This window comes from Amycolatopsis sp. CA-230715 (assembly GCF_018736145.1).
GTDB lineage: Bacteria > Actinomycetota > Actinomycetes > Mycobacteriales > Pseudonocardiaceae > Amycolatopsis.
In genome coordinates, this window is sequence record NZ_CP059997.1 from 7,108,068 (window position 1) to 7,130,049 (window position 21,982).

Consider the following 21,982-nt stretch of genomic DNA (forward strand, 5'->3'; position numbering starts at 1 on the left):
TCAACACCACGGGTATTCGGGGTGCTGCGCATAGGCTTCCGTGAGCTGGAGCAATGTCGAGTCCCGCAGCTGTCGCGCTCGGCCGATGGCGGCGAGGCGATCGTGGTCGTCCTGGAAGCTGTGCCATTCGGTGAGCATGACGAGGTCGTCCAGATCCGCGAGGAGGCCGTCGAGCGCCAGGCCGAGCGAGTGCCGCTCGTTCGCGAACATCCGGAGCAGGAACCTCATTCGCTCGCGAACCTCCTCGCGCGTGAGTTCGGTCGGTACGCCGCGCACCGCGGGGGAGGTCGCCGTTTCCATGAATGCCTCCAGTGTTACATATCACTACTTGTTGCGTACCATTCTGGACCATGAGTAACGACGATGCAAGCGGAGCGCGGTCATCCCGGCGGCCTGGCTGGCAGAACGAGCGAAGGTGTAGGGTCTGGTACATGCCACGTAACACGCCGGAAGGCGCCGCCTGGACAGCGCGCGATCGCGTCCTGTCCGGTGCTTTGTCCGAGGCGTACGCGCGACGGAAGAAGGAGTCGAAGCTCAACCTTCGCGACCTCGGTGAGCGAGTCGGCGTGAGCCACGCGACGCTGTCCCGCTGGTTCAACGGCCAGAACGTGCCGGGCTACGAAGACGTGGTATCCCTCGTCACCGCGCTCGGCATCGTCGGCGAGGAGAAGGAACGCATCGTCGACCTGGTCCGCAATCCCGGACCGAACCTCTTCTCCACCGGCGCGGCCGGTGTCGGCCAGCAGCTCTCGGGCGTCATGCAGTTGGAACGCACCTCGTCGGCGATAACGAACTGGTCGCCAGCGGTGGTGCCCGGTCTGCTGCAAACCCGCGACTACGCAACCGCGATCATGCAACACGGCGACCTGCCGACCAGCGAGATCGAACACCGGGTCACGCTTCGCATGGCCAGGCGTGACGCGATCATGCGCGCCGATCCGCTGCGGCTCGACGCGTTTGTCGGAGAACCCGCGCTGCAAGGCCGGGTCGGTGGCGCCGAGGTAATGAGCGAGCAGTTGCGGCACCTGCTCAACATGGTCGATCGGTTCGACAACGTCACGGTGCGGATGATGACGCTCTTCGGCGACTGGCATCCGGGCTTGATGGGGCCTTTCGTGGTGTACGACTCGCACGAGATGCCGCCGATCGTCCACCTCGAACACCACGCAAGTAGCGGGTTCCTGTATGACCGCAAAGACGTTGCGGCGTACCAAGAAGCGGTACGAGTGCTTCGTGACGCCGCAATGAGCCCGGACGAAACCCGGGTGATGATCGAGGATCAGATCAGGCAATGGGAGGCGACAGGATGACCGGCGCACGCTATGACACGTGGCGAAAGTCCAGCCACAGCGGCCAGGAAACGGATTGCGTCGAGGTGCGGCTTGCGCCGACCGTCGGTGTGCGGGACACCAAGGACCGCGCGGGCGGGCACCTCGATGTGGCCCCGGCGGCGTGGGTGGCCTTCACGTGCGAAGCCGCGCGCTGAACACAGGACACGGACCGACGGCCCAGCGATCAGCTCAGGCAATGGGAGGCGACAGGATGACCGGCGCACGCGACATCACATGGCGAAAGTCCAGCCACAGCCACCAGGAAACGGATTGTGTCGAGGTGCGGCTCGCGCCGACTGTCGGCGTGCGGGACACGAAGGACCGCGCGGGCGGGCAGCTCGATGTGGCCCCGGCGGCGTGGGTGGCGTTCACCCGCGAAGCCGCGCGCTGAACACAGGACGTACCCGGAGGGCCCAGCGAATCCGCCAGGGCCCTCTGTCGTTGTCGGCCGTATCCTCGAACCCATGGCCGAAGCGAGTGCGACGGAAACGATCGCCTGCACGCCGGGCGAACTGCTCGAGTTCGTGCTCGATCCCGAGCGGTACGCGGAGGTCGACCGCAAGATCGGCCCGATCGACTGGGTGCGGCGCGAGGCGACCACCACGACGTTCCGGTTCCGCGGCCGGGTCCCCGGACTTCCCGGGCCGATGCCGAAGATCGAGTCGCGCATGACCCTCACCCCCGGCGAGCGGGTGGACGTCGTGCTGCCGCGCGTGCGCGCCAACCGGCTGGCCAACCTGATGTCGGAGTTTTCCGCGAGCTGGGTGTGCGTCCCGGCCGACGGCGGCACCACGGTGACCAGAACCGTGCGGTTCGCCTTCAAGGGCCCCGCCAAGTGGCTGCTCGAACCCGCGCTCGACCGGGTGCTGCCCGCCGACCTCGTCGACGAACTGCACCAGGCCAAGGCATACCTGGAATCCGGCGGTCCTGTCGGTGGTGCCGCTTAGGGTACGGCCATGACGATGGCCATCGAACTCGCCCGGTTCACCGTGCACCCCGGCGAAGAGCGGAAACTGATCGCCGAGCGCCCCGCCATGGTGGCGGCGATGCGGGACCGGTTTCCCGCCTGCCTCGCCGCGTTCCTGACCAAGGAGGACGACGGTGGCTGGCTCGACGTGGTGCTGTGGCGGACCCGAGCGGAGGCGGAGGAGGCCGCGCGGCTGATCGACTCGGTGCCGGAATGCCACGCGTGGTTCGCGCACATCGCCGACTCCGGCGGCCTGCGGCACGTCGAGGTGGTGGATTCCTGGGTCGCTTCAGACGCTGCGCAGCACTGACACCACGGTGCCGAGGATGACCGCCTCGTCGCCGTCGATGACCTCGTAGGCCGGGTTGCGCGGTTCCAGGTACACGTGGCCGTTGCGGCGGCGGTACACCTTCACGGTGGCCTCGCCGTCGATCATCGCGGCGACGATCTGGCCGGAATGCGCCTCCGACTGCTGGCGCACCACCACGATGTCGCCGTCGCAGATCGCGGCGTCGACCATCGACTCGCCGCGCACGCGCAGCCCGAACACGGTGCCGCGCCCGGTGAGTTCGCGCGGCAGCTTCAGCATGTCGTCGACGTGCTCCACGGCCGAAATCGGCGTGCCCGCGGCGATGTCGCCGACCACGGGCACGGGCACCGCGTCATCACCGGACTCCCGCGCATCCGGCTCCTGGAGGAACGCGCGCACGTCGATCGGGCGGGACATCGTTTCGCCGCGGCGGAGGAAACCCTTCTCCTCCAAGCTCGCCAGGTGCTTCGACACCGACGACGAGGACCGCAGGCCAACGGCGTCGCCGATCTCCCTGGTACTCGGGGAATACCCGTGCCGGACCACCCAATCCCTGATCGTGACCAGGATCCGCTGCTGGCGCGGCGGCAGGGTCGAGGTGTCCAGGTGCTCGAAGCGATCGTCGTAGGTGGTCACCCGCCGAATGGTAAACGCAGGCACCGACAACGGGCGCCCCGCACCGCCGTCACTCGCGGGTGAGCGGGTGCACGGCCTCGGCGCGGTGCAGCTTGTCCGGGTTGCGGATGCCGTACAGCCCGGTGACCCTGCCGTCGCGCACTTCGAAGGCGAGCAGCCAATCGAGCGCGTCGCTGGCGAGGAACCGCACCGCGGGCAGCCCGTTGTAGGCGGCGAACTCGATGCCGGGATTCCCCGCGGCGCGGTTCACGCGGAGCACGAACCGGGCCACTTCCTCGCGGCCGGTGATCGGGCGCCGCACCGCGGCCACCTTCCCGCCGCCGTCGGAGATCACGACCACGTCGGGTGCCATCAGATCCATCAGCGCCTGCACGTCGCCGGTTTCGGTCGCGCGCAGGAACTGGCGGACGACGTCGCGGCTGGCGTCGGTGTCGGGTTCGAAGCGGCGGCGGCGCGCGTGCACGTGCTGCCGCGCCCGGTGCGCGATCTGCCGGACGGCCACCTCGGTCTTGCCGATCGACGTGGCGATTTCGGCGTGGCTGTAGGCGAACACGTCGTGCAGGACGAACACGGCCCGTTCGGCGGGGTTCAGCGTTTCCAGCACGAGCAGCATCGCCATCGACACCGACTCGGCCAGCACCGCGTCCTCGGACACGTCCGGCCCGGTGCGGACCGGCTCCGGCAGCCAGGCGCCGATGTACTCCTCGCGCCGCGCTTTGGCCGCGCGCAGGTGGTTGAGCGCCTGTCGCGTGATCAGCCGGACGAGGTAGGCGCGCGGATGCGCGACCGTCTCCCGATCGACGTCGCGCCACCGGAGGTAGCCCTCCTGCAGCACGTCCTCCGCGTCGGCGACGCTGCCGAGGATCTCGTAGGCGATGGTGAACAGCAGCGGACGGTGCTCCGCGAAAGCGTCCTCGGTCGGCATCGTCGGCTCCTCTCGTCGTGTCCCATTCAGACACGCGGCGGGCCTCCGACGTGACAGCGGCCGGTGTGCGCTCCGTCACGCGACGGGCGGACAGCTAGGCTGAACCATGAAATCCGTCGACTTGAACCTGCTGGTGGCGCTGGACGCGCTGCTCGACGAGGGCAGCGTCACCGGTGCGGCGGAGCGGCTGCGCACCTCGACGCCGACGATGAGCCGCACGCTCGCCAGGCTGCGCCGGGCCTTGGGCGATCCGATCCTCGTCAGGGCGGGCCGGACGATGGTGCCGACACCGCGCGCGGCGGCGGTCCGCGACCAGGTGCGCGCCGTGCTCGAGCAGGCGGAGCGGGTGTTCGTCGAAGGCGCCGGGCTGGACCTGGCCGCGCTGCGCCAGACCTTCACCGTCGAGGCCAACGAGCTCGTGATGGCGATGGTGGCGCAGCCGTTGCTCGCGGCCGTGCGGGCGCAGGCGCCGCAGGTGGTGCTGAGGTTCTTGGCCGCCCCGCCCGAGAACATCCCTTGGCTGCGGGACGGCGCCGCCGATCTCGCGGTCGGCGTGCTCGGGTCCCTCGGCGCGGAGACGTCCAGCGAGCTGCTGCTGACCGACCGGATGGTGGGAATGGTCCGAAGTGGACATAAGCTGACCCGGGGGCGGATGACCTTGAAGCGGTTCGCCGCCGCGCAGCACCTCAGCCTGTCCCGGCGCGGAAAACTGGCAGGCCCCGTCGACGACGCGCTCGCCGAACACGGGTTGCGGCGGCAGGTGGTGTGCACGGTCGCGAGCTGGAGCGCCGCCACGCGGATGGTCGCGCACAGCGATCTCGTGGGCCTCGCACCGGAAAAGCTCGGCAGGGAAGCACTTTCCCAGTTGGGCCTGCGGACCTTCCCGGTGCCGGTGCCGCTGCCCGCCGTCGCGCTCTCGCAGGCGTGGCACGTCCGGTACGACGCGGACCCGGCGCACGCGTGGCTGCGCCGCACGCTCCGGGACGTCGTGGCGAAGATCGCGGATTGACTTCAGCGGCAACACTGAGTTGCGATAGTTGCTATTTCTGATTTCTCTCCGCTTCATTACGGTGAAGTGCATGGGAAATCTTCAGGGGAAAATCGCACTCGTCACCGGCGGCAGCCGCGGCATCGGGCGGGCCATCGCGCACCGGCTGGCGCGTGACGGCGCACTCGTCGCAGTGCACTATGGAAGCAACAAGGCGGCGGCCGACGAGACCGTGACGACCATTGTGGACAGTGGCGGCCGGGCGTTCAGCGTAGGCGCGGACCTGCGCGCTGCCGACGGCGTGGACGCGCTCGTGGCCGCGCTGGATTCGCACGGGGAGTCCGCAGTGGACATTCTCGTGCACAACGCGGGGCTCAATTTCATGGGCAGGCCGATCGAGGTGCTCGCGGTCGACGAATTCGACCAGATGATCGCGGTCAACGTCCGCGCGCCGGTGTTCCTCACCCAGCGACTGCTGCCCCGGATGAGCGACGGCGGCCGGATCATCGCCATCTCGTCGGTCTCCACGCGGGTGGCGTCGTCGGGAGGCAGCATCGGTTACCCGCTCACCAAGGGCGCGCTCGACGTGTTCAGCCGCACCCTGGCCAAGCACCTCGGCCCGCGCGGGATCACCGTCAACGCCGTCGCGGTCGGGTTCACCCGGACCGACATGACCGCCGACGCGCTCGCCGATCCGGCCCACCTGGAACGCACCATCGGCCAGACCGCGCTCGGCCGGATTGGCCAGGCCCCGGACATCGCCGACGCGGTCGCCTTCCTGGCCTCCGACGACGCCCGCTGGATCACCGGCACCAAACTCGACGTCACCGGCGGCGTCAACCTGTAGGCGCTTTCCCTTGAAGCGCAAGCCTTTGCGACGTCCTGGCTCGCTGCGCCCCGAAAGTGGCTTTCGGGGCGCTGGATTCCCTGAGCGTCGCAGTGATGTCGGGTGCGCGGCGCGGTGATCGGCGGCGGAGGCCCCCATCGGTCCCCGAAGGCCACCTTCGGGGACCCTGGCGCCACTTTCTCGGCCCTCGCTGACGTGCGGGCAGGGCTGTGCATGCCCCGAAGGTGACGTTCGGGGCGTCTAACGCCACTTTTCTCACTCTCGTGGCAGGCGGGCCCGGTTGGTCGGTGCCCCGAAAGTGACCTTCGGGGCGCTGGATGCCCTGAACGTCACTTTCGGGGCACGCGAAGGCCTGCTGTGGGGTCGTGCGGCGGGCGGGAGTGCGGTGTGAGGGTCGAGTTCGCGGCGTCTACCGCCCCGAAGGCCACCTTCGGGGACAGGCGCACGGGCGGCAGCCCGCCACGAGGGCCGAGATCGGGACGCTCAACGTCCAAAGAGGAGCCTTCGGCGGCACCCGCGGCCGCCCCGATCTCTATAGGAGCATCTTTTACGGCATGGAGCGGGTCCTCGCCAAGGCTCGGTTCGGACATGGCGAGCGCGTGGTCAGCGGGCGCGGGTTCCGTCGAAGGTGTACTTCCCCATGCCGTTGACGGTGATGTCGCCGTAGACCGAATCGCCGTCGACGGTGCCGTCATAGGCCACGTCGAGCGTCACCGGCTCGGTCAGCGCGGTGGTGCAGGAGAACCGCGGCCCGTCGGCTGTCCCGTCGGTGATCGTCGTGCTGATGCCGTTCGCCCGGTTTGCCACCGAGCCGGTGATCCGGCCGTCGTGCACCGCCATCACCAGTGTGACGTCCTGGTCGCCCGCGGGGTGGTGGAAGACGATGTCCCAGGTCCCGTCCGGTGATCCGCCCGCGCCGGTCGCCGTGCGCGCCGGGCGTGGGGCCGGTGTGGACGGTGCTTCGCCGAAACCGGGCCGCCCCGGTTCGGGTTCGATGCCGATCGAGTTCAGGACGCCGGCCATCATCCGGTAGTAGCCGACGAGCATCAGGAACTCGATGATCTCTTCTTCGGCGTAGTGGGCGCGCAACGCCGACCAAGTGCGTTCGGACACGCAGTCGTCGGCGCACAGCTCGTCCACCGCGCTCAGCAGTGCCGCGTCGGCGTCCGGCCACGCCGCCTCCGGGTCGTTCACCGCGCGGATCTCCGCCTCGGTCGCGCCGGCGCCGAGCGCGCCGAGCGTGTGGTTCGCCCACTCGTACGCGGCTCCCGCGCGCAGCGCCACGCGCAGGATCGCCAGTTCGCGCGCCCGCGCGGAAGTCCGTTGGGAGAACAGCAAAGCCTGGCCGAGCGGGCCCATCGCGGTGACCAAGTCGTCGCGGTGCACGAGCGTCCTGATGACGTTCGAGGCCCCGACGCCCGCCAGCGCGCGCTGCGCCTCGGTCATGTCTTCGAGTGCGACCGCGGGGATGCGGGGTTCGGTGGGGCGGTCGGTGATGTCACGGGCGATGCGCGTGGTCATGCGGGATCTCCTTCGGTACCGAGGTAAGGGGCGAGCACCTGCTCGACCATGTCCATCGCCTCGTCGACGATCGGCCGGTCGGCGTCGAACGACCAGACGAGGGAGGTGCCGACGAGGCAGTTCTGGAGCTGTTTCGCCAGCGCGCCGGGATCCGCGCAGGTGATCTCGCCGTTCGCGGCGGCCCGTTCGAGCAGCGCGGTCGTGCGCTTGACCGCCGACGCGAGCCGCGCCCGCGTCATCCGCGCGATCGCGGGATCGTCTTCGAACTCGATGAGCGGGGACATCGCATGGCGCATTTGTTCCGGCGTCTCGATGAAGCCGACGGACTCGCGGGCCATCGCGCGCAGGGCGTCGAGCACGGATCCTTCGCGCGATGGTTCGTCCCGGCCCGATTCGAGGCGTTCGGTGTGCCAGGCATAGAAGGCGGCGAACAGCTCGCGCTTGGCGCCGAACCGTTGCCGCAGGGCCGCAGGGGTGACCCCGACCTCGGTGGCGACCTGCCCCGTGGTCATGCGCGCCCACCCGACGCGGAGCAGCACCTTCGCCATCGCGTCGAACACGGCCTCGTCCTCGACCTGGCGGGGGCGCCCTAGTGCACTCATTACTACCTCCTGAGGTAGATAGTAATGATCTCGCGGCGGGAACGCGAGTGGGGTCGGCGCCCGGCTCGAAGCCGGGCGCCGAGCGCGCTTCTACCGGTACCGGAACCGGATCCGGCCGCGGTTGAGGTCGTACGGGCTCAGTTCCACCAGGACCCGGTCGTACGGCAGGATCTTGATGTAGTTCTTCCGTATCTTCCCGCTGATGTGCGCGAGCACCACGTGCCCGTTTTCCAGTTCCACCTTGAAAGTGGCGTTGCGAAGGCATTCGGTGACGGTGCCTTCGACTTCGATCCCGCCCGAGGTCTTCGACATGTCAGCGGATCACCAACTCGAGGTTGCTGCTCGCGCGCCGGGCGCCGATGCCCTCGAACAACGCCGTCGCCGCCGCGTTGGCTTCGTGCACCTCGGCGGCGGCCGTGCCGATCCCGGATCGGTGCAGCGAACCGAGCGCGTGGGCCAGCAACGCCCGTGCGATGCCGCGGCGGCGCTGTGCCGCCTTGACCGCGACCAGTCCGATCCTGGGCAGCCGGGTCACCCGCACCACCCGCGCGAATCCCGCGTAGCCGCCCGGCGTCGCCGCCACGACGTACTTCGGCAGGTCCGCCGCGGTGATCCCGTCCGGGCGGAGCACCACCTCGGCGGGCAGGTCAGCCCAGCCGACCTCTTCGCGGATCTCACGATCCACTGTGGACAGTTCGGTGAGCACCGCGTCGCCAGCGGGCACGATCGTCACGCCGGAGGGCAGTGGCGCCGAGCCGAGCCCCGTGACCGAGGGATCGGTGGGCACGAGGTACTCCCACTCACGGCGCCGGGTGGTGAAGCCCGCTCGTACCCAGTTGGCCCGCAGGTCGGTGTCGGCCTCGTCGACCACGGTGTGCAGCGGCCTCGGGAGATCGGCCAGCATCGCCTCGGCGAGCCGGTCGAACACCGCGTCGTGCCACGAATCGATGCTGAGGAAGATCCGCCCGTCGGACCGGCGCGAGGTCTCGCCCCTGCCGACCACGCGGTCGTCTTCCAAAGCGTGCCAATGGGTCTCCGCGACGCGAGTGAGCACGATCGCGTGCTCGCCCGTGTCCGAAGGGAAATGCACAGAATTCATAGGTCTACCTTTCGGGAATGCCTCGTCGTGGCGCTCCCGGCGACCCCTATGTCAGTCGCTCGACCGTGATGACGAGGGGAGCACCCGCCTCGATGTTGCGTTCATGGGTTCCCACCTCCTCGTGTCGTGTCACGGCCAGGCGATGCTAGCAGCCGGGCCTTGCCCCGCCCACCGAATTTCCGCGCAGCTTGGCGAAGAACCCGCGGATGTCGCCGGCGAGCCGCACCGCCTCGTGCACTCGGGCAGGCGCTGGTACCTGATCGCCTGGGACGTCGACCGCCGGGACTGGCGTACCTACCGCGTCGGCCCGCGCACGCCGACCGGTCCGCGGTTCACCCCGCGCACCCCGATCTCGGCGGGTACACCGCACGGGCGATCTCCACCTCGGCCTACCCCTTCCAAGCCCGGATCACGCTGCGCGTCAGCGTCGAGACGGCGGCCGAACGGATCGCTCCCACCACGGGCGCGCTGGAGCCGATCGACGAGCGCGGCTGCACACTGCGGACGGGATCCAATTCGCTCGACGAGCTCGCGATCTACGTGGCGGGCAAGGGATTCGACCTCGAGGTGCACGAGCCGCCGGAACTCGTCGAGCACGTGAAGGAACTCGCGGCGAGGTTCACCCGCGCGACGGGCTAGCGCCGCGTCGCCGCACGGTGCGTTCGAGGATCCCGAGGGTGGCCTTGAGGGCGGACTCGGGGACCACCGGGAAGGTCAAGCGCTCCTTCCACTCCGGCGCGACTTCCGACCAGTCGTAGTACGAGGTGACGACGGTGCCGTCCTCGACGGGTTCCAGCCGGTAGCCGTAGATGTGGCGGGCGTGCGGCCGGACCCTGCCTTCGACGGTCCAGGCGATTTCCTTGCCAGGACTGAACTTCGTGATGACGACCTCGACCTGGTACTTGCCGAGCGGGACGTCGCCGAGCGCTTCCCGGTCCATGTGGACCCGGAACCGGTCGCCTTCCCGCTCGACCGGGTCTCCTTCGGCGTCGAGGAGCATTCCCGACGCGTCGATGTCCACGTGTCCCTGCGGATCGGCCAGTACCGCGAAGACCGCCTCGGCGCTCGCGGGGATGCGCCGGGAGACCTCGATCCGTTCCGCGCCAAGGGTTTCCGCGGTGCCGACCAGGGTGGCGCGGCCGAGGACGTGCGAGGCCATGGTGAAGCCGAGAACGGCGGGCGTGCTGTCGGCGGGGATCCCGATGTCTTCGACGTCGAGCGCGTGGACGGTGACGAAGTAGCGGTGCGGACCGTGCCCGGCGGGCGGTGCGGCGCCGACGAACCGGGTGGCGCGGGCGTCGTTGGGCAGTTGGAACGCGGGCTCGGGAAGCCCCGATCCGGTGTCGTCGCCCGCGCCCTCCGGCAACGATGTCACGTCGGCCGGGATGTTGGCGACGGTCCAGTGCCAGAAGCCGGACATCGTCGGCGCGTCGGGGTCGTACACGGTGACGGCGTAGCTCTTCGTGCCCGCCGGAGCGCCGCTCCAGGACAGCTGCGGGCTGGCGTCCACACCGGACAGTTGGGCGGCTGGCAACGGCTCTCCGTCTCGCACGCTGGTGCTGGTGACGGTGAAGGCCGGTACTTCGGGCAGCCGGGCGAAGGGGTCGTTGGCGCGCATCGCGTCGTTCCTTTCAAGCGGGAGGCAAAATCGACCATAGCACTAATTATCGATTATCTGCCGGATCGTCTATGCTCAGGCGATGGCCACCTCGACTCCGCCGGGGAAGCAGATGCTCTCCGAGCAGGTCTACGCGCAGCTGCGGGACGCGATCCTGCGCGGCGACTACGCCCCTGGTGACGCGCTCAAACCGCAGGACCTCGCCAAGGAACGGGACGTGAGCCTCGCCGTCGTGCGCGAGGCGCTGGTGCGGGTCGTCGGTGACGGCCTCGCCGACCGGCTGCCCAACCGCGGGTTCGCCGTCCCGGAGTTTTCCGACCGCCGCTGGCAGGAGATCGCGGAGGCGAGGCGGACCATCGAACCGGTCGTGCTGCGCATGGCGATCGCGCGCGGTGACGTCGAGTGGGAGGCGCGCGTGCGGGCCACCCACCACCGCCTCGCCCGCACGCCGCCGTTCGCGGCGGAAGAGGGCGAGCACCTCAGCGCCGCGTGGTCCGAAGCCCACCGCGCCTTCCACCGCGCACTGCTGGACGGGTGCGGAAATCCCGTCCTGCTGGAGACCTTCGACCGGATGTGGACCGCGAGCGAACTGGCGCGCCGCTGGTCCGCGCAGCGCACCCCGGGCCGGGACCACCTCGGCGAGCACCGCCTGCTGGAGGAGGTCGCGCTGGCCCGCGACGCCGACGCCGCGGCCGAGGCGCTGGCCCGGCACCTCACGCTGACCGCGGCCGGGCTGACCTGAGCCGGCTCAGGTGATCGCGGTGACCACGACGACGGAGCTCGCCGCGGCGATCGCGGCGGCTGTCCTGGTCACCGCGGTGCCCACGGCCGCGGCTCCCCAGTTGCCGTTTTCCAGTTCTTTCGCGCGCTTGGCGACCTTGCCCGACCACGCGTGCGGAGGCCGCAGCGACGGCAGCGCCCCGCTCGCGGAGAGCAGCGCGATCACCGCCGCGGTGCGTGCGTCGGGGCTCGACCCGTTTTCCAGCACCGCGCGGACTTTCCGCCGGAGCGCCGCCTCGTACCCGGTGTCTTCGGCGGGCAGCACCGTCCTCGAAAACACCCCGAGCGTCCGCTTTTTCTCCAGGCGGATGTTCTCTCGCCGGTTTGGACCTGTTGTTGACACCGCCCGGTTCACCCCGCGTCGAGGTATCGCACGGCTTCCAGCACTCACACCAGCCGAGTTGCTTCGGAGAGAAGACCGCAGTGACCGAATGTTCGCGCTCAGCCCGTCGTTACCTCTTCGGTGCGTTAGGTGAACTAATTGATGGTTAGTCGCGGGAAGCCGGGATCGTTATTGTGCGCAGTTTATAGAGCAGTGTTTTGAGTTCGTCCTCGTCGATCCTTGGCGAACTGTTCAGGTATACGGCGAGTTCGCCGAGAATGTTCCAGCAGGTGGCTTTGTCTTTTCATCGGAGTTCGGCAATGAGGTCAGCAAGCGCATCGCGTGTGACCGTGTAGGGGTTGCTGGCGGCGCGCCGATCACGGATCGATGCGGCCGTCTCGACGATGGTGTCCGTGAGCTGCTCGCCAACCGCCAGGGTGGCCGTACGAAGCACTACACGCGATGACCCAGTCGGTCACCGCAACCCTGGAAACCAACTAACCCGGTCCCCACCAAACCCGGTACTTGACACGCTCACGACCAACCCACACTATTCGCCAACAGACTCTGAGGGAGGAAGTCGTGCGAGTTCTTTTCACGTCGTCGCCGGGGCTTGGCCACCTGTTTCCGATGATCCCGCTCGCCTGGGCGCTGCGGACCGGGGGGCACGACGTGCTGGTCGCCAGCACCGGCGACGTCGTCGAGCGCGCCGCGCAAGCTGGGCTGCCCGCGGTGGAGGCCGCGCCGGGGCTGGACGTGATGAAGTTCTTCGAGACTACAATGCGGGAGAACGAGCGGTTCGGCGACTTTGCCTCGCTCCGCGAGCTGTTCGTGGAGGACCCGCGGCGGGCGATGGAGCTCGTCGCGCGGGTGTTCGCCGCGCTCGGCGACCGGCTCACCGAGGGGTTGCTCGCCGCCGCCCAGGGTTGGGGGCCGGACCTGGTGGTCTTCGAGCAGATGGACTCCGCGGGCCCGTTCATCGCCGCGAAGCTCGGAATTCCCGCCGTGCAGCACAACTTCGGCTCGGCGCGCGGGACCGACGAGCTCGCGCTGTACGCCAAGTACACCGACGCCTACGACCGGCATGGCGTGACGCGGCCGACCGAGGCCGACGCGATCATCGACATCGCCACCGAGGGGCTCGGCACCCCGCAGATCGGGTGGCCGATGCGCTACGTGGCGTACAACGCGGGCGGGGTGCTGCCGGGGTGGCTGCTCGCCAAGCGGGAACGGCCGAGGGTGTGCGTCACCCTCGGCACCGCGGTCGGCCTGATGTCCGTCGGCGCGCTGGGCCAGATCGTCGAGGCGGCCAAGGAGATCGACGCGGAATTCATCTTCGCGCTCGGCGACTCCGACGTCGCGGAACTGGGCGAGCTCCCGGAGAACGTGCGCCTCGTCGAGTGGATCCCGTTGAACGCCCTGTTGGAGCACTGCGACGCGATCGTGCACCACGGTGGCTCCGGCAGCACCTTCACCTCGCTGGCCGCCGGAGTGCCGCAGTTGCTGCTTCCGCACAGCGCCGACCAGTTCGACAACGCGACACTCGTCCGCGACGCTGGCATCGGCCTGTGGCTCGAAGACACCACTGTGGACGCTTCGCATCTCACGAAGCTGTTGGAGGACAAGGAGATCAGGGCGGCGTGCGAGCGACTCCGCGCGGAAAACGCCGCACGCCCCCTGCCATCGGAGCTGGTGTCGAAGCTCGTCGCGCTGGTGAGCTGATCCGGCTTGGTGATCTGGGCCTCGACCGAGCTCAGCGCGCCGGAGTGCTGGTAGGCCTGCGGCCGAAATGTGTCAGTCGGACGTATGCCAGACAACCGTGGTTGCGTTTGCTGATCTTGGATCATTCCTCAGCCTTATGAGACGTTCTGAATGGTGTGACGGAGGCGTGCCTTGCGGCGTGCTGGTCGCGGAGGTCGGGGTGTTTCTGCGCGACGACCCAGTATTTGACGTCGGCTTCGACCGCGAGTTGGACGGTGGAGAGATTGCCGGTGGAGCCCTGTGGCGAACTGGCGAGCAGCCGGTCGGCGGCGTGGAGGATGGCGATGCGTTGGTGGCGGGGTGATGGGGCGAGGAAGTCGCCGAGGATGCTCTCCAGCTCGGTTGCTTGCTGGCGCAGGGCGGCGATGTCGCGATCGGTGTAGGCGAGGTTGCGGCAGGTGGGTCGGCAGTCGTCCTGGTCGGGGCGGCGCGGACGTCGCCTTGGGCGCCGCGGATCTGACATAGCGCCTTGGCTTGGTCGAACACGCAGGTCATGGCTCGTCCGGGATAGATCTGCAGCAGTGGGTTGGCGAGCATGTCGTGGGCGTGGCTGGTGTTGGTGAGAACTCGACCGGCGAAGGTGCGGTGTGCTTCGGTGATCCGGTGCGCGTAGGTGGCGGCGGCCGGGCCGCTGACCCGCTCGCCTGCGGTGAGTCGTTCGTGGTCGTCGGCGAGGCGTTCGAGCCGGAACAGTTCGGGCGAACCCATGACGTGGCGTCACTGTGCGCGCCACCAGATGCGCCCGGTGATCAGCTCGTCGAGATCGGAGAGGACGTCGGCCGGGGTGCCGGGAGATTCGAGCGCGTCGCGGAGGTCGGTGGTGAGGTAGGCCGCTTGGCGGACTTCGCATTCCGCGCGAAGGACGTCCGGCGAGGTCGCCGTCGCCTCGGTGATGACGTCGAGGACGGTCTGCAGGTGCGGGCCGCTGAACCCGGCCAGGAAGACCCAGTCGTCGACGGGGTCGCCGAAGCGGGCCCATTCGAAGTCCAGCAGCGCGGTCACGGTCCGGTCGTCGGCGAGCCAGTTTCCCCAGTGGCAGTCCGCGTGCACCGGGACGGCGGTCCGCGCGTGCGACGGCGCGCGCTCCGCGATCGCGGTCAGGCCGTCGAGCACGCGGCGCGGAACGACGCCGTTCCGGTCCAGGGCCGTGAGGGTGTCGATCTCGGCGACGAGCGCGTCCTTGCCGACGAACCCGCCGTGGTCGAGGGTCTCCGCCAGTGTTTCTTCCGCACGCCCCGTCGGCGTCCACCCGTGCAGCGCGGTCAACTGCTGGACGGCCTGCTCGGCCAGCAGGCGCGCGGTCGAGTTGGTCGCCGAGGGCAGGCCGATTCCGGGAGCCGTTCCCGGCACGCGCGGGTAGCAGGCGTAGCGGATTTCGCGCCGCCCCAAGGTATGCCGTCCACTCGCGAGCAGCGGGGCCGTGAGGCCGTCGGGCAGGTGGGGCGCGAGTGCGATCTCGCGGTCGAGCCGCTGGTGCCCGGTCGCGTCGATGATCTTCACGACGAGGTCGGCGCCGACGTAGACGCGGTGGGATTTGCTCTCCGCGGCGTCCATCGGACCGGGGTCGCGGCCGAGCGCCACCTCGGCGATCGCGCGGGCGTCGGCGTCCATCCGAAGGTCCTCCGAAATTTCTTCGACGATTTTCGCCCGCGATGTCGATCTGGGCCGGTGCGGTTCGACGGAAGGGTGACACGGCACGAACGAGACCTCGGGAGACGACGATGATGGCAGGACGACGCGAGTGGCTGGGGTTGGCGGTGCTGGCACTGCCCACGCTCCTGTTGTCGCTGGACATGAGCGTGCTGCACCTCGCGGTACCGCACCTGGCCGCCGATCTGCGGCCGAGCAGCACGCAGCTGCTGTGGATCATCGACATCTACGGCTTCATGATCGCCGGGTTCCTGGTCACGATGGGCACGCTTGGCGATCGGATCGGCAGGCGGAAGCTGCTGATGATCGGCGGCGCGGCGTTCGGCGCGGCGTCGATCGCGGCGGCGTTCGCCACCAGCCCGGAGATGCTGATCGCGGCGCGCGCCGTGCTGGGCATCGCCGGTGCGACGCTGATGCCGTCCACGCTGGCGCTGATCAGCAACATGTTCGGAGACCCGAAGCAGCGCGGGACCGCGATCGCGGTGTGGATGAGCTGCTTCATGGGCGGCATGGTGATCGGGCCGGTGGTCGGCGGCGTGCTGCTGGAGCACTTCCGGTGGGGCTCGGTGTTCCTGATGGCGGTGCCGGTCATGGTGCTGCTGCTGGCGACGGCGCCGAAGCTGTTGCCGGAGTACCGGGACTCCGGCGCCGGCCGGCTCGACCCGGCGAGCGTGGCGCTGTCGCTCGGCGCGATCCTGCCGATCATCTTCGCGCTCAAGGAAACTGCGAAGGACGGCGTGTCACCGGTCAACGCGGTCGTGCTCGTGGCGGGCCTCGCGGTGGGCGTCGTGTTCGTCCGGCGTCAGCGCGGCCTCGCCGACCCGATGCTGGACCTGCGCCTGTTCCGGGTGCGGGCGTTCAGCGCGGCGGTGAGCATCATGCTGGTCGGCGCGGTCACCATGGGCGGGGTCTTCCTGCTGGTGAGCCAGTACCTGCAGATGGTCGCCGGGCTCAGCGCGGTGGAAGCGGGGCTGCTGCTGGTGCCGCAGGCTGGTGCGGTGGTGGTCGGCTCGCTGATCGCGCCGCGGCTGGCGCGGCGGTTCCGGCCAGAGTTCGTGCTCGGTTTCGGGATGCTGGTCGCGGCGGCCGGGATCGTGCTGTTCACGCAGGCCGCCGGTGCGAGCGGGGTGGCGTTCGTGGTGGTGGGCATGGCGATCGCCAGTTTCGGGATGGGGCCGCAGGGCGTGCTGTGCACCGAAATGGTGGTGAGCTCGGTGCCGCCGCAGAAGGCCGGTGCTGCTTCGGCGATGTCGGAGACCAGCGCCGAATTCGGCATCGCGATGGGCATCGCGGTGTTCGGCAGCATCGGCACGGCCGTCTACCGCGACCAGGTCGCCGTTCCGGCGCACGTGCCCGCCGGTGCCGCCGCGCAGGCGACGGACAGCATGGCGGGTGCGCTGCAGGCGGCGGGCACCCTTCCCGGTTCCGTCGCGCACGATCTGCTCGCGACCGCCCGTGACGCCTTCTCGTCCGGGCTGCACACCGTCGCCGGGATCGGGGCCGCGGTGGTCGTGGTGTTCTCGGTGGTCGGCATGCTGGCACTGCGCAGGCCTCGTGCGGCGGCTGCCGAAGAACCCGTTCTCGTAAACCACTGAACTCCGGAGCTTGACGATGAACTCCTTTTCCACAGCCGACGACATCACGCTCGGCGTCGAGCACTTCGGTGACGCGGCGGCACCCCTCGTGCTGCTCGCGGGCGGCACGACCATGTTGTCCTGGCCGGATTCCCTGTGCGAGGTGCTCGCTCGCGGCGGACGTCATGTCGTGCGCTACGACCTGCGCGACTCAGGCACCTCGACGACCGTCGATCCCGAAGCGCCCGCGTACACGTTGCGCGATCTCGCCGCCGACGCCGCCGCGCTCGCCCGCGGGCTCGACGACCGGCCCGCCCACCTGGCCGGTATCGGCGTCGGCGGGATGGTCGCCCAGGTCGCCGCGCTCGACCACCCGGACGCGTTCTCGGCGCTCACCCTCGCCGGGACGCGGCCCGTCGCACCGGGTCCGGTCGACGCCGATCTGCCCGATCACGACGGGGCGGCGATGCAGCGGCTGTTCTCGCGTCCGATGCCGGACTGGGCCGACCGCGCGGCCGTGGCGGAGTACGGCGCCGCGGGTGCGGAGATCCTCGGCGGTGACCCGGTCGCGGCGCGCGCGTTCGCCGAGCGCGTGTTCGACCGGACGCCGAGCACGGAACCCGCGGTCCAGCTGGCGAACCAGCTGGGCATGGTGTTCTCGAAGCTCGACTGCGGACCTCGGTGGCGCGAGCGCCTGCCCGAGCTTTCGCTACCGGCGCTGGTGGTGCACGGTCGGCGCGACCGGTTTTTCCCGGTGGGCAACGGCGAAGCACTCGCTCGCGAGATCCCCGGCGCGCGGCTGCTCGTGCTCGAAGAGGCCGCCACCGCGATTCTCGACGCGGCAGCCGGTGAAGTCGCCGCGGCGATGCTCGCGTTGTGAGTGAACGGCCGTGGTGGACGACGTCACCGTCCACAAAGAACTGTCACCGGTCGAGGATGAGGTCGCCAGCGCGGGCGAGCACCTCGGTACGGGTGCGGCCGGGGTGGTCGGCGGCGAGGAAGTGGCTGCCGATGGCCGCGCAGAACGCGAGCAGCGCGCGGGCCTCGATCTCGTCGGGGTCCGTGCAGAACGTGCCGATCGCGTCGCGCGACAGCTGCATCCGCCGGTTGTCCACGCGGCGAAGGCGCTCGGCGACGGCGTGGTCGCGGCGGGCCCAGTCGCGGACGGCGAGGTCGATGGGGAGCAGGCGGTCGCTGGAGAAGGTGAGCTGCCCGGCCAGCCGGACCTTGTCCAGCGCGTCGCCGCCCTCGCGCTCGATGCGGTCGAGCACGTCGTCGACGCATTCGCGTTCCCAGGTGTCCAGCATTTCCGCCAGCAGGGCGTCGCGGTCGGCGAAGTACCCGTAGAACCCGCCCTTGGTCACCCCGAGCGCCTTGGCCAGCGCCTCGACGCGCACCGCGTCCACCCCGCCTTCGGCCAGCGCTCGCAGGCCCTGTTCGACCCACTTCTCGCGCGGTGTGCGCAATGCGCCCATGCTGTGCTCCACCTCACCTCTCCGGCCATTGTACGCCACCGTACAACGGGTCTAACCTCCGTCTTGTACGCCAGCGTATAACTCTGGAGGTGGCGATGCGACTCCCCAAGGCGGCGCACACCGACCGGCCGTGGCGAATCCACGAGATCGCTCCCGACTTCCCGGTGGCGGACGTGTGGGCGTTCCGCGCTCCCGGAGCCGGGCCGGACGACTTCCCCGCCATGCTCACCGCGCTGTGGGCGACCGGTGGGCAACCCCCGCTGGTCCGGCTCCTGTTCGCGGCGCGCTGGAAGCTCGGCGCCCTCTTCGGCTGGGACAAGCCCGAGACCGGCCTCGACGGGCGGATCCGTTCGCTGTGCGACCGCCTGCCGGACGACCTTCGCGGGCCGCTCGCCGCCACGGCGGTGCCGGGCACTCCGTTCACCGCCGTGTACGAACTCCTCGACGAGTGCGCCAACGAGCTGGCGAACAAGACCGTCCACACCGTCATGCACCTCGGATGGGTCCCGGCGGACAACGGTGACCACGAATTGCGGATGGCGGTCCTGGTCAAGCCCAACGGCCTCTTCGGACGGCTGTACATGGCCGCCATCGCGCCGTTCCGCCACCTGGTCGTCTACCCCGCGCTCACCCGGAAATGGGAACGCGCATGGCGGGACCGCGCGCGTCTCGGGAACGGAGAGATCGGATGATCAAGTGGGCTGGATGGCTCATGGTGCTCTTCGGGGCCGCGCACACGCTCGGCGCCCTGACGGTGGAAAAGGCCGCGAGCCACGCCGGCGCGTGGTTCAGCGGGGCGCTGTGGCGGGACGACCTGGCCGCGATGAGCCAGGCGAACAGCGCGTTCTGGCTGAGCGTGTACAGCTTCGGCGTGCCGCTCGTCGTGGTCGGCCTGATGGTGCTGTGGCTGGACCGCAACGGCATCACGCCACCGAGGTTCATCGCGTGGGTACTGGGTATCTGGACCGTGGTCGGCGCCGCGGTCCTCGTGATCACGCCATGGCCGATCCTGTTGGCCGCGAACGTCTTGCTGCTGCTCGGAATCCGCCGAGCAACCCGGCCCGCACCCGGCGCGGGCTCGGTCTCCCCGGCGACGAAATGACCTCACACACGGGTGGACGGTTTTCCCGGGGGCGGTTCGGTCAGCGCGTGCCGCCAGTGGCGGGCCCGGTCGATCATGTCGTTGGTGAGCTGCCGGTGGAACCGGCTCAGCGCGTGAAGCCGGGCGCCGACCGGTGTGGTGCGGCCGAGCAGATCGGATCCCCGGCGGGCCGTGTCGGCGATCCGGTGGTTCCGCTCGGCGCTGGCGAGGATCGCCTGGAACCACGCGTCGGGGTCGAAGACGTACCGTTCGGCCCGGCGGTGGGCGACCCGCTCGCGGCGGAGAACCCCTTGCCCCTCCAGGTATCCGACGGATTTCGAGATCGATGACGGGCTCACCCGCAGGTGCTGCCCCAGCTCCGCGGCGCTCATGCCGTTGCCGTCGGCGGTGATCAGGGCGGCGAGCACCCTCGCGGACATGGCGGGCAGGCCGGTTCCGGCCAGGGTCGCGGCCAGCTGCCGTTCCACGGTGTGGATCGTTTCCGGCGTGCGGTGGGCGTCCGCCGTGGTGTCCGCGCCGGGCCTGCGGTGGCGTACCCGCCGTTTCGCCGCTCGGTGGGCGGTGTCCGGGGCGTAGCCGTCGCGGCCCCCGTTGCGGAGGACCTCGCGGCTGATCGTGGAGGTGGGCCGCGCGAGCCTGCGCGCGATCTCGGCGTAGCCGAGTCCGTCGGCCAGGCCGGTGGCGATGGCTCGACGGTCGCGGTGTGTGAGTCGGGAACCGGGCATCGGGACCTCCTTGTTGCAATAATGCTACCGCTGGTGCAACGATTTGGCGCGGCTGAACTGGGGAAATAGGTTAAGTCCAGCGAGTTCGACATTTCCTTGATCGGCAATCTTCTGCCTAGGCTATGACCGTTCATCGACGCCGTCGAGTGCGTGCGGGGTACAGCACCGGAAATGGGGGAGGGCGGTTTCATAGTGGCACAAGCCGTAATACGCGTGCGGGGTCTGGAGAAGTCGTACCAGGAGCTGAAAGTGCTGCGCGGGGTGGACTTCACCGTGGCGAAGGGCAGCATCTTCGCCCTGCTCGGTTCGAACGGGGCGGGGAAGACCACGGTCGTGAAGATCCTGTCCACTTTGCTCAAGGCCGATGCGGGAATCGCCAGCGTCCACGGATTCGATGTCGTCGCGCAGGCCACGAACGTGCGGGAGTCCATCAGCCTCACCGGGCAGTTCGCTGCCGTCGACGAGGTGCTCAGCGGCAGGGAGAACCTCGTGCTGGTCGCTCGGTTGCGGCATCTGAAGAATCCGGGTGCGGTCGCGGATGAGCTGCTCGGACGCTTCTCGCTGACCGATGCGGCGGCGAGGAAGGTGTCGACGTATTCGGGTGGCATGCGGCGTCGGCTCGACATCGCGATGAGCCTCATCGGGAACCCGCCGGTCATCTTCCTCGACGAGCCGACGACCGGGCTCGATCCCCAGGCGCGCATCGAGGTGTGGCAGGCCGTCAAGGAACTCGCCGGGCGCGGCACCACGGTGCTGCTCACGACGCAGTACCTGGACGAGGCCGAGCAACTCGCCGATCGGATCGCGATCCTCCACAAAGGACGGATCATGGTGAACGGCACCCTCGCGGAACTCAAGCGGCTACTCCCGCCCGCCAAGGTCGAATACGTCGAGAAGCAGCCGACACTCGAGGACGTCTTCCTCGCACTCGTCGAGGACGACGATGCGGTACAGAAACGGAAGGAAGAGAAATGACCGCGCACTTCTTCGGCGACACCGCCGTCTTGCTGGGACGATCCCTTCGCCACATCACGCGCAGCGCGGACACTGTCATCACCACCGCGCTCCTGCCGATCGCCTTCCTGCTGTTGTTCGTCTACGTGTTCGGCGGCGCGATCAAAACGGGGTCGGATTCCTACGTGAACTACCTGCTGCCCGGAATTCTGCTCATGACCATCGCCTCGGGCGTCGCCTACACCGCGCTCCGGCTCTTCACGGACCGGAAAAGCGGTATCTTCGAGCGGTTCCGGTCCATGCCGATCGCGCGGTCCTCCGTGCTGTGGGCGCACGTGCTGACCGCACTGGTCGCCACCCTGGTTTCCCTGGTGGTCGTCGTGGGTGTCGCACTGCTCATGGGGTTTCGCTCCGGAGCGGGGGTGCTGTCGTGGCTCGCGGTCGCCGGCGTCCTGGTCCTGTTCACGCTGGCGTTGACCTGGCTCGCGATCGTCGCCGGTCTTTCCGCGAAGTCCGTGGACGGCGCGAGCGCGTTCTCCTACCCGCTGATCTTCCTGCCGTTCCTCAGTTCGGCATTCGTGCCGACCAGCACCATGCCCGGCCCGGTGCGCGCCTTCGCCGAACACCAACCGGTGACCGCGATCGTCGACGCCCTCCACCACCTGTTCACCCAGCAGGCTGCCGGTGCCGACATCTGGATCGCCGTTGCCTGGTGCACCGGCATCCTCGTCGTCACCTACCTCGCCGCCACCGTGGCTTTCCGCCGCGAGGTTTCCTGACCGTGCCGCCGATGGT

29 protein-coding genes and 1 pseudogene are annotated in these 21,982 nt (G+C 69.3%); 17 read left to right on the forward strand and 13 right to left on the reverse strand.

Going from position 1 to position 21,982, the window contains the following annotated elements; all coding sequences use genetic code 11:
* Positions 1–300, reverse strand: coding sequence for a hypothetical protein (locus HUW46_RS33830; RefSeq protein WP_215542807.1), 300 nt, complete (start codon positions 298–300; stop codon positions 1–3).
* Between the two features lie 131 nt (positions 301–431).
* Here HUW46_RS33830 and HUW46_RS33835 point away from each other — a divergent pair, with 131 nt between their 5' ends.
* The 5 genes from HUW46_RS33835 to HUW46_RS33855 all read left to right on the forward strand — a co-directional run bounded on the left by HUW46_RS33835 (position 432) and on the right by HUW46_RS33855 (position 2,608).
* Complete coding sequence (locus HUW46_RS33835; RefSeq protein WP_215542808.1) at positions 432–1,310, forward strand: helix-turn-helix domain-containing protein; 879 nt, start codon at positions 432–434, stop codon at positions 1,308–1,310.
* Entirely contained in the window at positions 1,307–1,486 is a 180-nt protein-coding gene (locus HUW46_RS33840; RefSeq protein WP_215542809.1) for a DUF397 domain-containing protein, read from the forward strand. Before HUW46_RS33835 ends, HUW46_RS33840 begins: the two co-directional genes overlap by 4 nt.
* 56 nt (positions 1,487–1,542) lie before the next feature.
* A complete protein-coding gene (locus HUW46_RS33845) occupies positions 1,543–1,722 on the forward strand; it encodes a DUF397 domain-containing protein (protein WP_215542810.1) in 180 nt (59 codons plus the stop codon).
* 73 nt (positions 1,723–1,795) lie between these two features.
* Positions 1,796–2,278, forward strand: a complete 483-nt coding sequence (locus HUW46_RS33850; protein WP_215542811.1) for an SRPBCC family protein — start codon at positions 1,796–1,798, stop codon at positions 2,276–2,278.
* Between the two features lie 9 nt (positions 2,279–2,287).
* Complete coding sequence (locus HUW46_RS33855; protein ID WP_215542812.1) at positions 2,288–2,608, forward strand: antibiotic biosynthesis monooxygenase; 321 nt, start codon at positions 2,288–2,290, stop codon at positions 2,606–2,608.
* On the opposite strand, the gene lexA is transcribed toward HUW46_RS33855, so the two are convergent.
* Positions 2,588–3,244 (reverse strand): transcriptional repressor LexA, encoded by a 657-nt coding sequence (lexA, locus tag HUW46_RS33860; RefSeq protein ID WP_215542813.1) that lies wholly within the window; start codon positions 3,242–3,244, stop codon positions 2,588–2,590. The genes HUW46_RS33855 and lexA overlap by 21 nt on opposite strands.
* A 49-nt stretch (positions 3,245–3,293) precedes the next feature.
* A complete protein-coding gene (locus tag HUW46_RS33865) occupies positions 3,294–4,169 on the reverse strand; it encodes an RNA polymerase sigma-70 factor (protein WP_215542814.1) in 876 nt (291 codons plus the stop codon).
* Positions 4,170–4,275: 106 nt separating this feature from the next.
* Here HUW46_RS33865 and HUW46_RS33870 point away from each other — a divergent pair, with 106 nt between their 5' ends.
* Both HUW46_RS33870 and HUW46_RS33875 read left to right on the forward strand, forming a co-directional pair.
* Positions 4,276–5,178 (forward strand): LysR family transcriptional regulator, encoded by a 903-nt coding sequence (locus HUW46_RS33870; protein ID WP_215542815.1) that lies wholly within the window; start codon positions 4,276–4,278, stop codon positions 5,176–5,178.
* 70 nt (positions 5,179–5,248) lie between these two features.
* Positions 5,249–6,004: an SDR family NAD(P)-dependent oxidoreductase gene (locus tag HUW46_RS33875; protein ID WP_215542816.1), complete on the forward strand. Its 756-nt coding sequence runs from the start codon at positions 5,249–5,251 to the stop codon at positions 6,002–6,004.
* A gap of 603 nt (positions 6,005–6,607) precedes the next feature.
* Here HUW46_RS33875 and HUW46_RS33880 read toward each other — a convergent pair.
* From HUW46_RS33880 to HUW46_RS33895, 4 genes are all read right to left on the reverse strand, one after another.
* Positions 6,608–7,525 (reverse strand): carboxymuconolactone decarboxylase family protein, encoded by a 918-nt coding sequence (locus tag HUW46_RS33880; protein ID WP_215542817.1) that lies wholly within the window; start codon positions 7,523–7,525, stop codon positions 6,608–6,610.
* Positions 7,522–8,127 (reverse strand): TetR/AcrR family transcriptional regulator, encoded by a 606-nt coding sequence (locus HUW46_RS33885; protein ID WP_215542818.1) that lies wholly within the window; start codon positions 8,125–8,127, stop codon positions 7,522–7,524. Before HUW46_RS33885 ends, HUW46_RS33880 begins: the two co-directional genes overlap by 4 nt.
* Positions 8,128–8,217: 90 nt before the next feature.
* Positions 8,218–8,439, reverse strand: coding sequence for a translation initiation factor IF-1 (infA, locus tag HUW46_RS33890; RefSeq protein WP_215542819.1), 222 nt, complete (start codon positions 8,437–8,439; stop codon positions 8,218–8,220).
* A gap of 1 nt (position 8,440) precedes the next feature.
* Complete coding sequence (locus tag HUW46_RS33895) at positions 8,441–9,226, reverse strand: GNAT family N-acetyltransferase (protein ID WP_215542820.1); 786 nt, start codon at positions 9,224–9,226, stop codon at positions 8,441–8,443.
* 142 nt (positions 9,227–9,368) lie between these two features.
* Between HUW46_RS33895 and HUW46_RS49100 the strand changes: the two are divergent.
* Positions 9,369–9,485: pseudogene (locus HUW46_RS49100) on the forward strand (hypothetical protein); the annotation flags it as partial.
* A gap of 188 nt (positions 9,486–9,673) precedes the next feature.
* A complete protein-coding gene (locus tag HUW46_RS49105; RefSeq protein ID WP_442861003.1) occupies positions 9,674–9,865 on the forward strand; it encodes a WYL domain-containing protein in 192 nt (63 codons plus the stop codon).
* Here HUW46_RS49105 and HUW46_RS33905 read toward each other — a convergent pair.
* Positions 9,846–10,844, reverse strand: coding sequence for a YbhB/YbcL family Raf kinase inhibitor-like protein (locus HUW46_RS33905; RefSeq protein WP_215542821.1), 999 nt, complete (start codon positions 10,842–10,844; stop codon positions 9,846–9,848). The two genes, HUW46_RS49105 and HUW46_RS33905, sit on opposite strands and share 20 nt — an antisense overlap.
* 112 nt (positions 10,845–10,956) lie before the next feature.
* Here HUW46_RS33905 and HUW46_RS33910 point away from each other — a divergent pair, with 112 nt between their 5' ends.
* Complete coding sequence (locus HUW46_RS33910; RefSeq protein WP_215550272.1) at positions 10,957–11,586, forward strand: GntR family transcriptional regulator; 630 nt, start codon at positions 10,957–10,959, stop codon at positions 11,584–11,586.
* 6 nt (positions 11,587–11,592) lie between these two features.
* Here HUW46_RS33910 and HUW46_RS33915 read toward each other — a convergent pair whose 3' ends face one another.
* Positions 11,593–12,015: a GOLPH3/VPS74 family protein gene (locus HUW46_RS33915; RefSeq protein WP_331477165.1), complete on the reverse strand. Its 423-nt coding sequence runs from the start codon at positions 12,013–12,015 to the stop codon at positions 11,593–11,595.
* Positions 12,016–12,528: 513 nt separating this feature from the next.
* On the opposite strand from HUW46_RS33915, the gene HUW46_RS33920 reads away from it, so the two are divergent.
* Positions 12,529–13,668 carry a nucleotide disphospho-sugar-binding domain-containing protein gene (locus tag HUW46_RS33920; protein WP_215542822.1) on the forward strand — a complete coding sequence of 380 codons (1,140 nt, stop codon included), beginning with the start codon at positions 12,529–12,531 and terminating at the stop codon, positions 13,666–13,668.
* Between the two features lie 121 nt (positions 13,669–13,789).
* Here HUW46_RS33920 and HUW46_RS33925 read toward each other — a convergent pair whose 3' ends face one another.
* Positions 13,790–14,170: a hypothetical protein gene (locus tag HUW46_RS33925; protein WP_215542823.1), complete on the reverse strand. Its 381-nt coding sequence runs from the start codon at positions 14,168–14,170 to the stop codon at positions 13,790–13,792.
* A gap of 254 nt (positions 14,171–14,424) precedes the next feature.
* Complete coding sequence (locus tag HUW46_RS33930; RefSeq protein WP_215542824.1) at positions 14,425–15,318, reverse strand: phosphotransferase family protein; 894 nt, start codon at positions 15,316–15,318, stop codon at positions 14,425–14,427.
* A gap of 41 nt (positions 15,319–15,359) precedes the next feature.
* Between HUW46_RS33930 and HUW46_RS33935 the strand changes: the two genes are divergently transcribed.
* Positions 15,360–16,952: an MFS transporter gene (locus HUW46_RS33935; RefSeq protein WP_442860869.1), complete on the forward strand. Its 1,593-nt coding sequence runs from the start codon at positions 15,360–15,362 to the stop codon at positions 16,950–16,952.
* A gap of 16 nt (positions 16,953–16,968) precedes the next feature.
* Entirely contained in the window at positions 16,969–17,811 is an 843-nt protein-coding gene (locus tag HUW46_RS33940) for an alpha/beta fold hydrolase (RefSeq protein WP_215542826.1), read from the forward strand.
* 43 nt (positions 17,812–17,854) lie between these two features.
* On the opposite strand, the gene HUW46_RS33945 is transcribed toward HUW46_RS33940, so the two are convergent.
* Entirely contained in the window at positions 17,855–18,406 is a 552-nt protein-coding gene (locus tag HUW46_RS33945) for a TetR/AcrR family transcriptional regulator (RefSeq protein WP_215542827.1), read from the reverse strand.
* A 95-nt stretch (positions 18,407–18,501) separates the two neighbouring features.
* On the opposite strand from HUW46_RS33945, the gene HUW46_RS33950 reads away from it, so the two are divergent.
* Both HUW46_RS33950 and HUW46_RS33955 read left to right on the forward strand, forming a co-directional pair.
* Positions 18,502–19,098, forward strand: coding sequence for a DUF2867 domain-containing protein (locus HUW46_RS33950; protein ID WP_215542828.1), 597 nt, complete (start codon positions 18,502–18,504; stop codon positions 19,096–19,098).
* Positions 19,095–19,508 (forward strand): DUF6463 family protein, encoded by a 414-nt coding sequence (locus tag HUW46_RS33955; RefSeq protein WP_215542829.1) that lies wholly within the window; start codon positions 19,095–19,097, stop codon positions 19,506–19,508. Before HUW46_RS33950 ends, HUW46_RS33955 begins: the two co-directional genes overlap by 4 nt.
* A 2-nt stretch (positions 19,509–19,510) precedes the next feature.
* Here HUW46_RS33955 and HUW46_RS33960 read toward each other — a convergent pair whose 3' ends face one another.
* Positions 19,511–20,233, reverse strand: coding sequence for a GbsR/MarR family transcriptional regulator (locus tag HUW46_RS33960; RefSeq protein ID WP_215542830.1), 723 nt, complete (start codon positions 20,231–20,233; stop codon positions 19,511–19,513).
* A gap of 171 nt (positions 20,234–20,404) precedes the next feature.
* On the opposite strand from HUW46_RS33960, the gene HUW46_RS33965 reads away from it, so the two are divergent.
* Together HUW46_RS33965 and HUW46_RS33970 are read left to right on the forward strand one after the other, a co-directional pair.
* Positions 20,405–21,208, forward strand: coding sequence for an ABC transporter ATP-binding protein (locus HUW46_RS33965; RefSeq protein WP_305859024.1), 804 nt, complete (start codon positions 20,405–20,407; stop codon positions 21,206–21,208).
* On the forward strand, positions 21,205–21,966 hold the full coding sequence (locus HUW46_RS33970) for an ABC transporter permease (protein WP_215542832.1): 762 nt from the start codon (positions 21,205–21,207) through the stop codon (positions 21,964–21,966). Before HUW46_RS33965 ends, HUW46_RS33970 begins: the two co-directional genes overlap by 4 nt.
* Positions 21,967–21,982 lie beyond the last annotated feature (16 nt).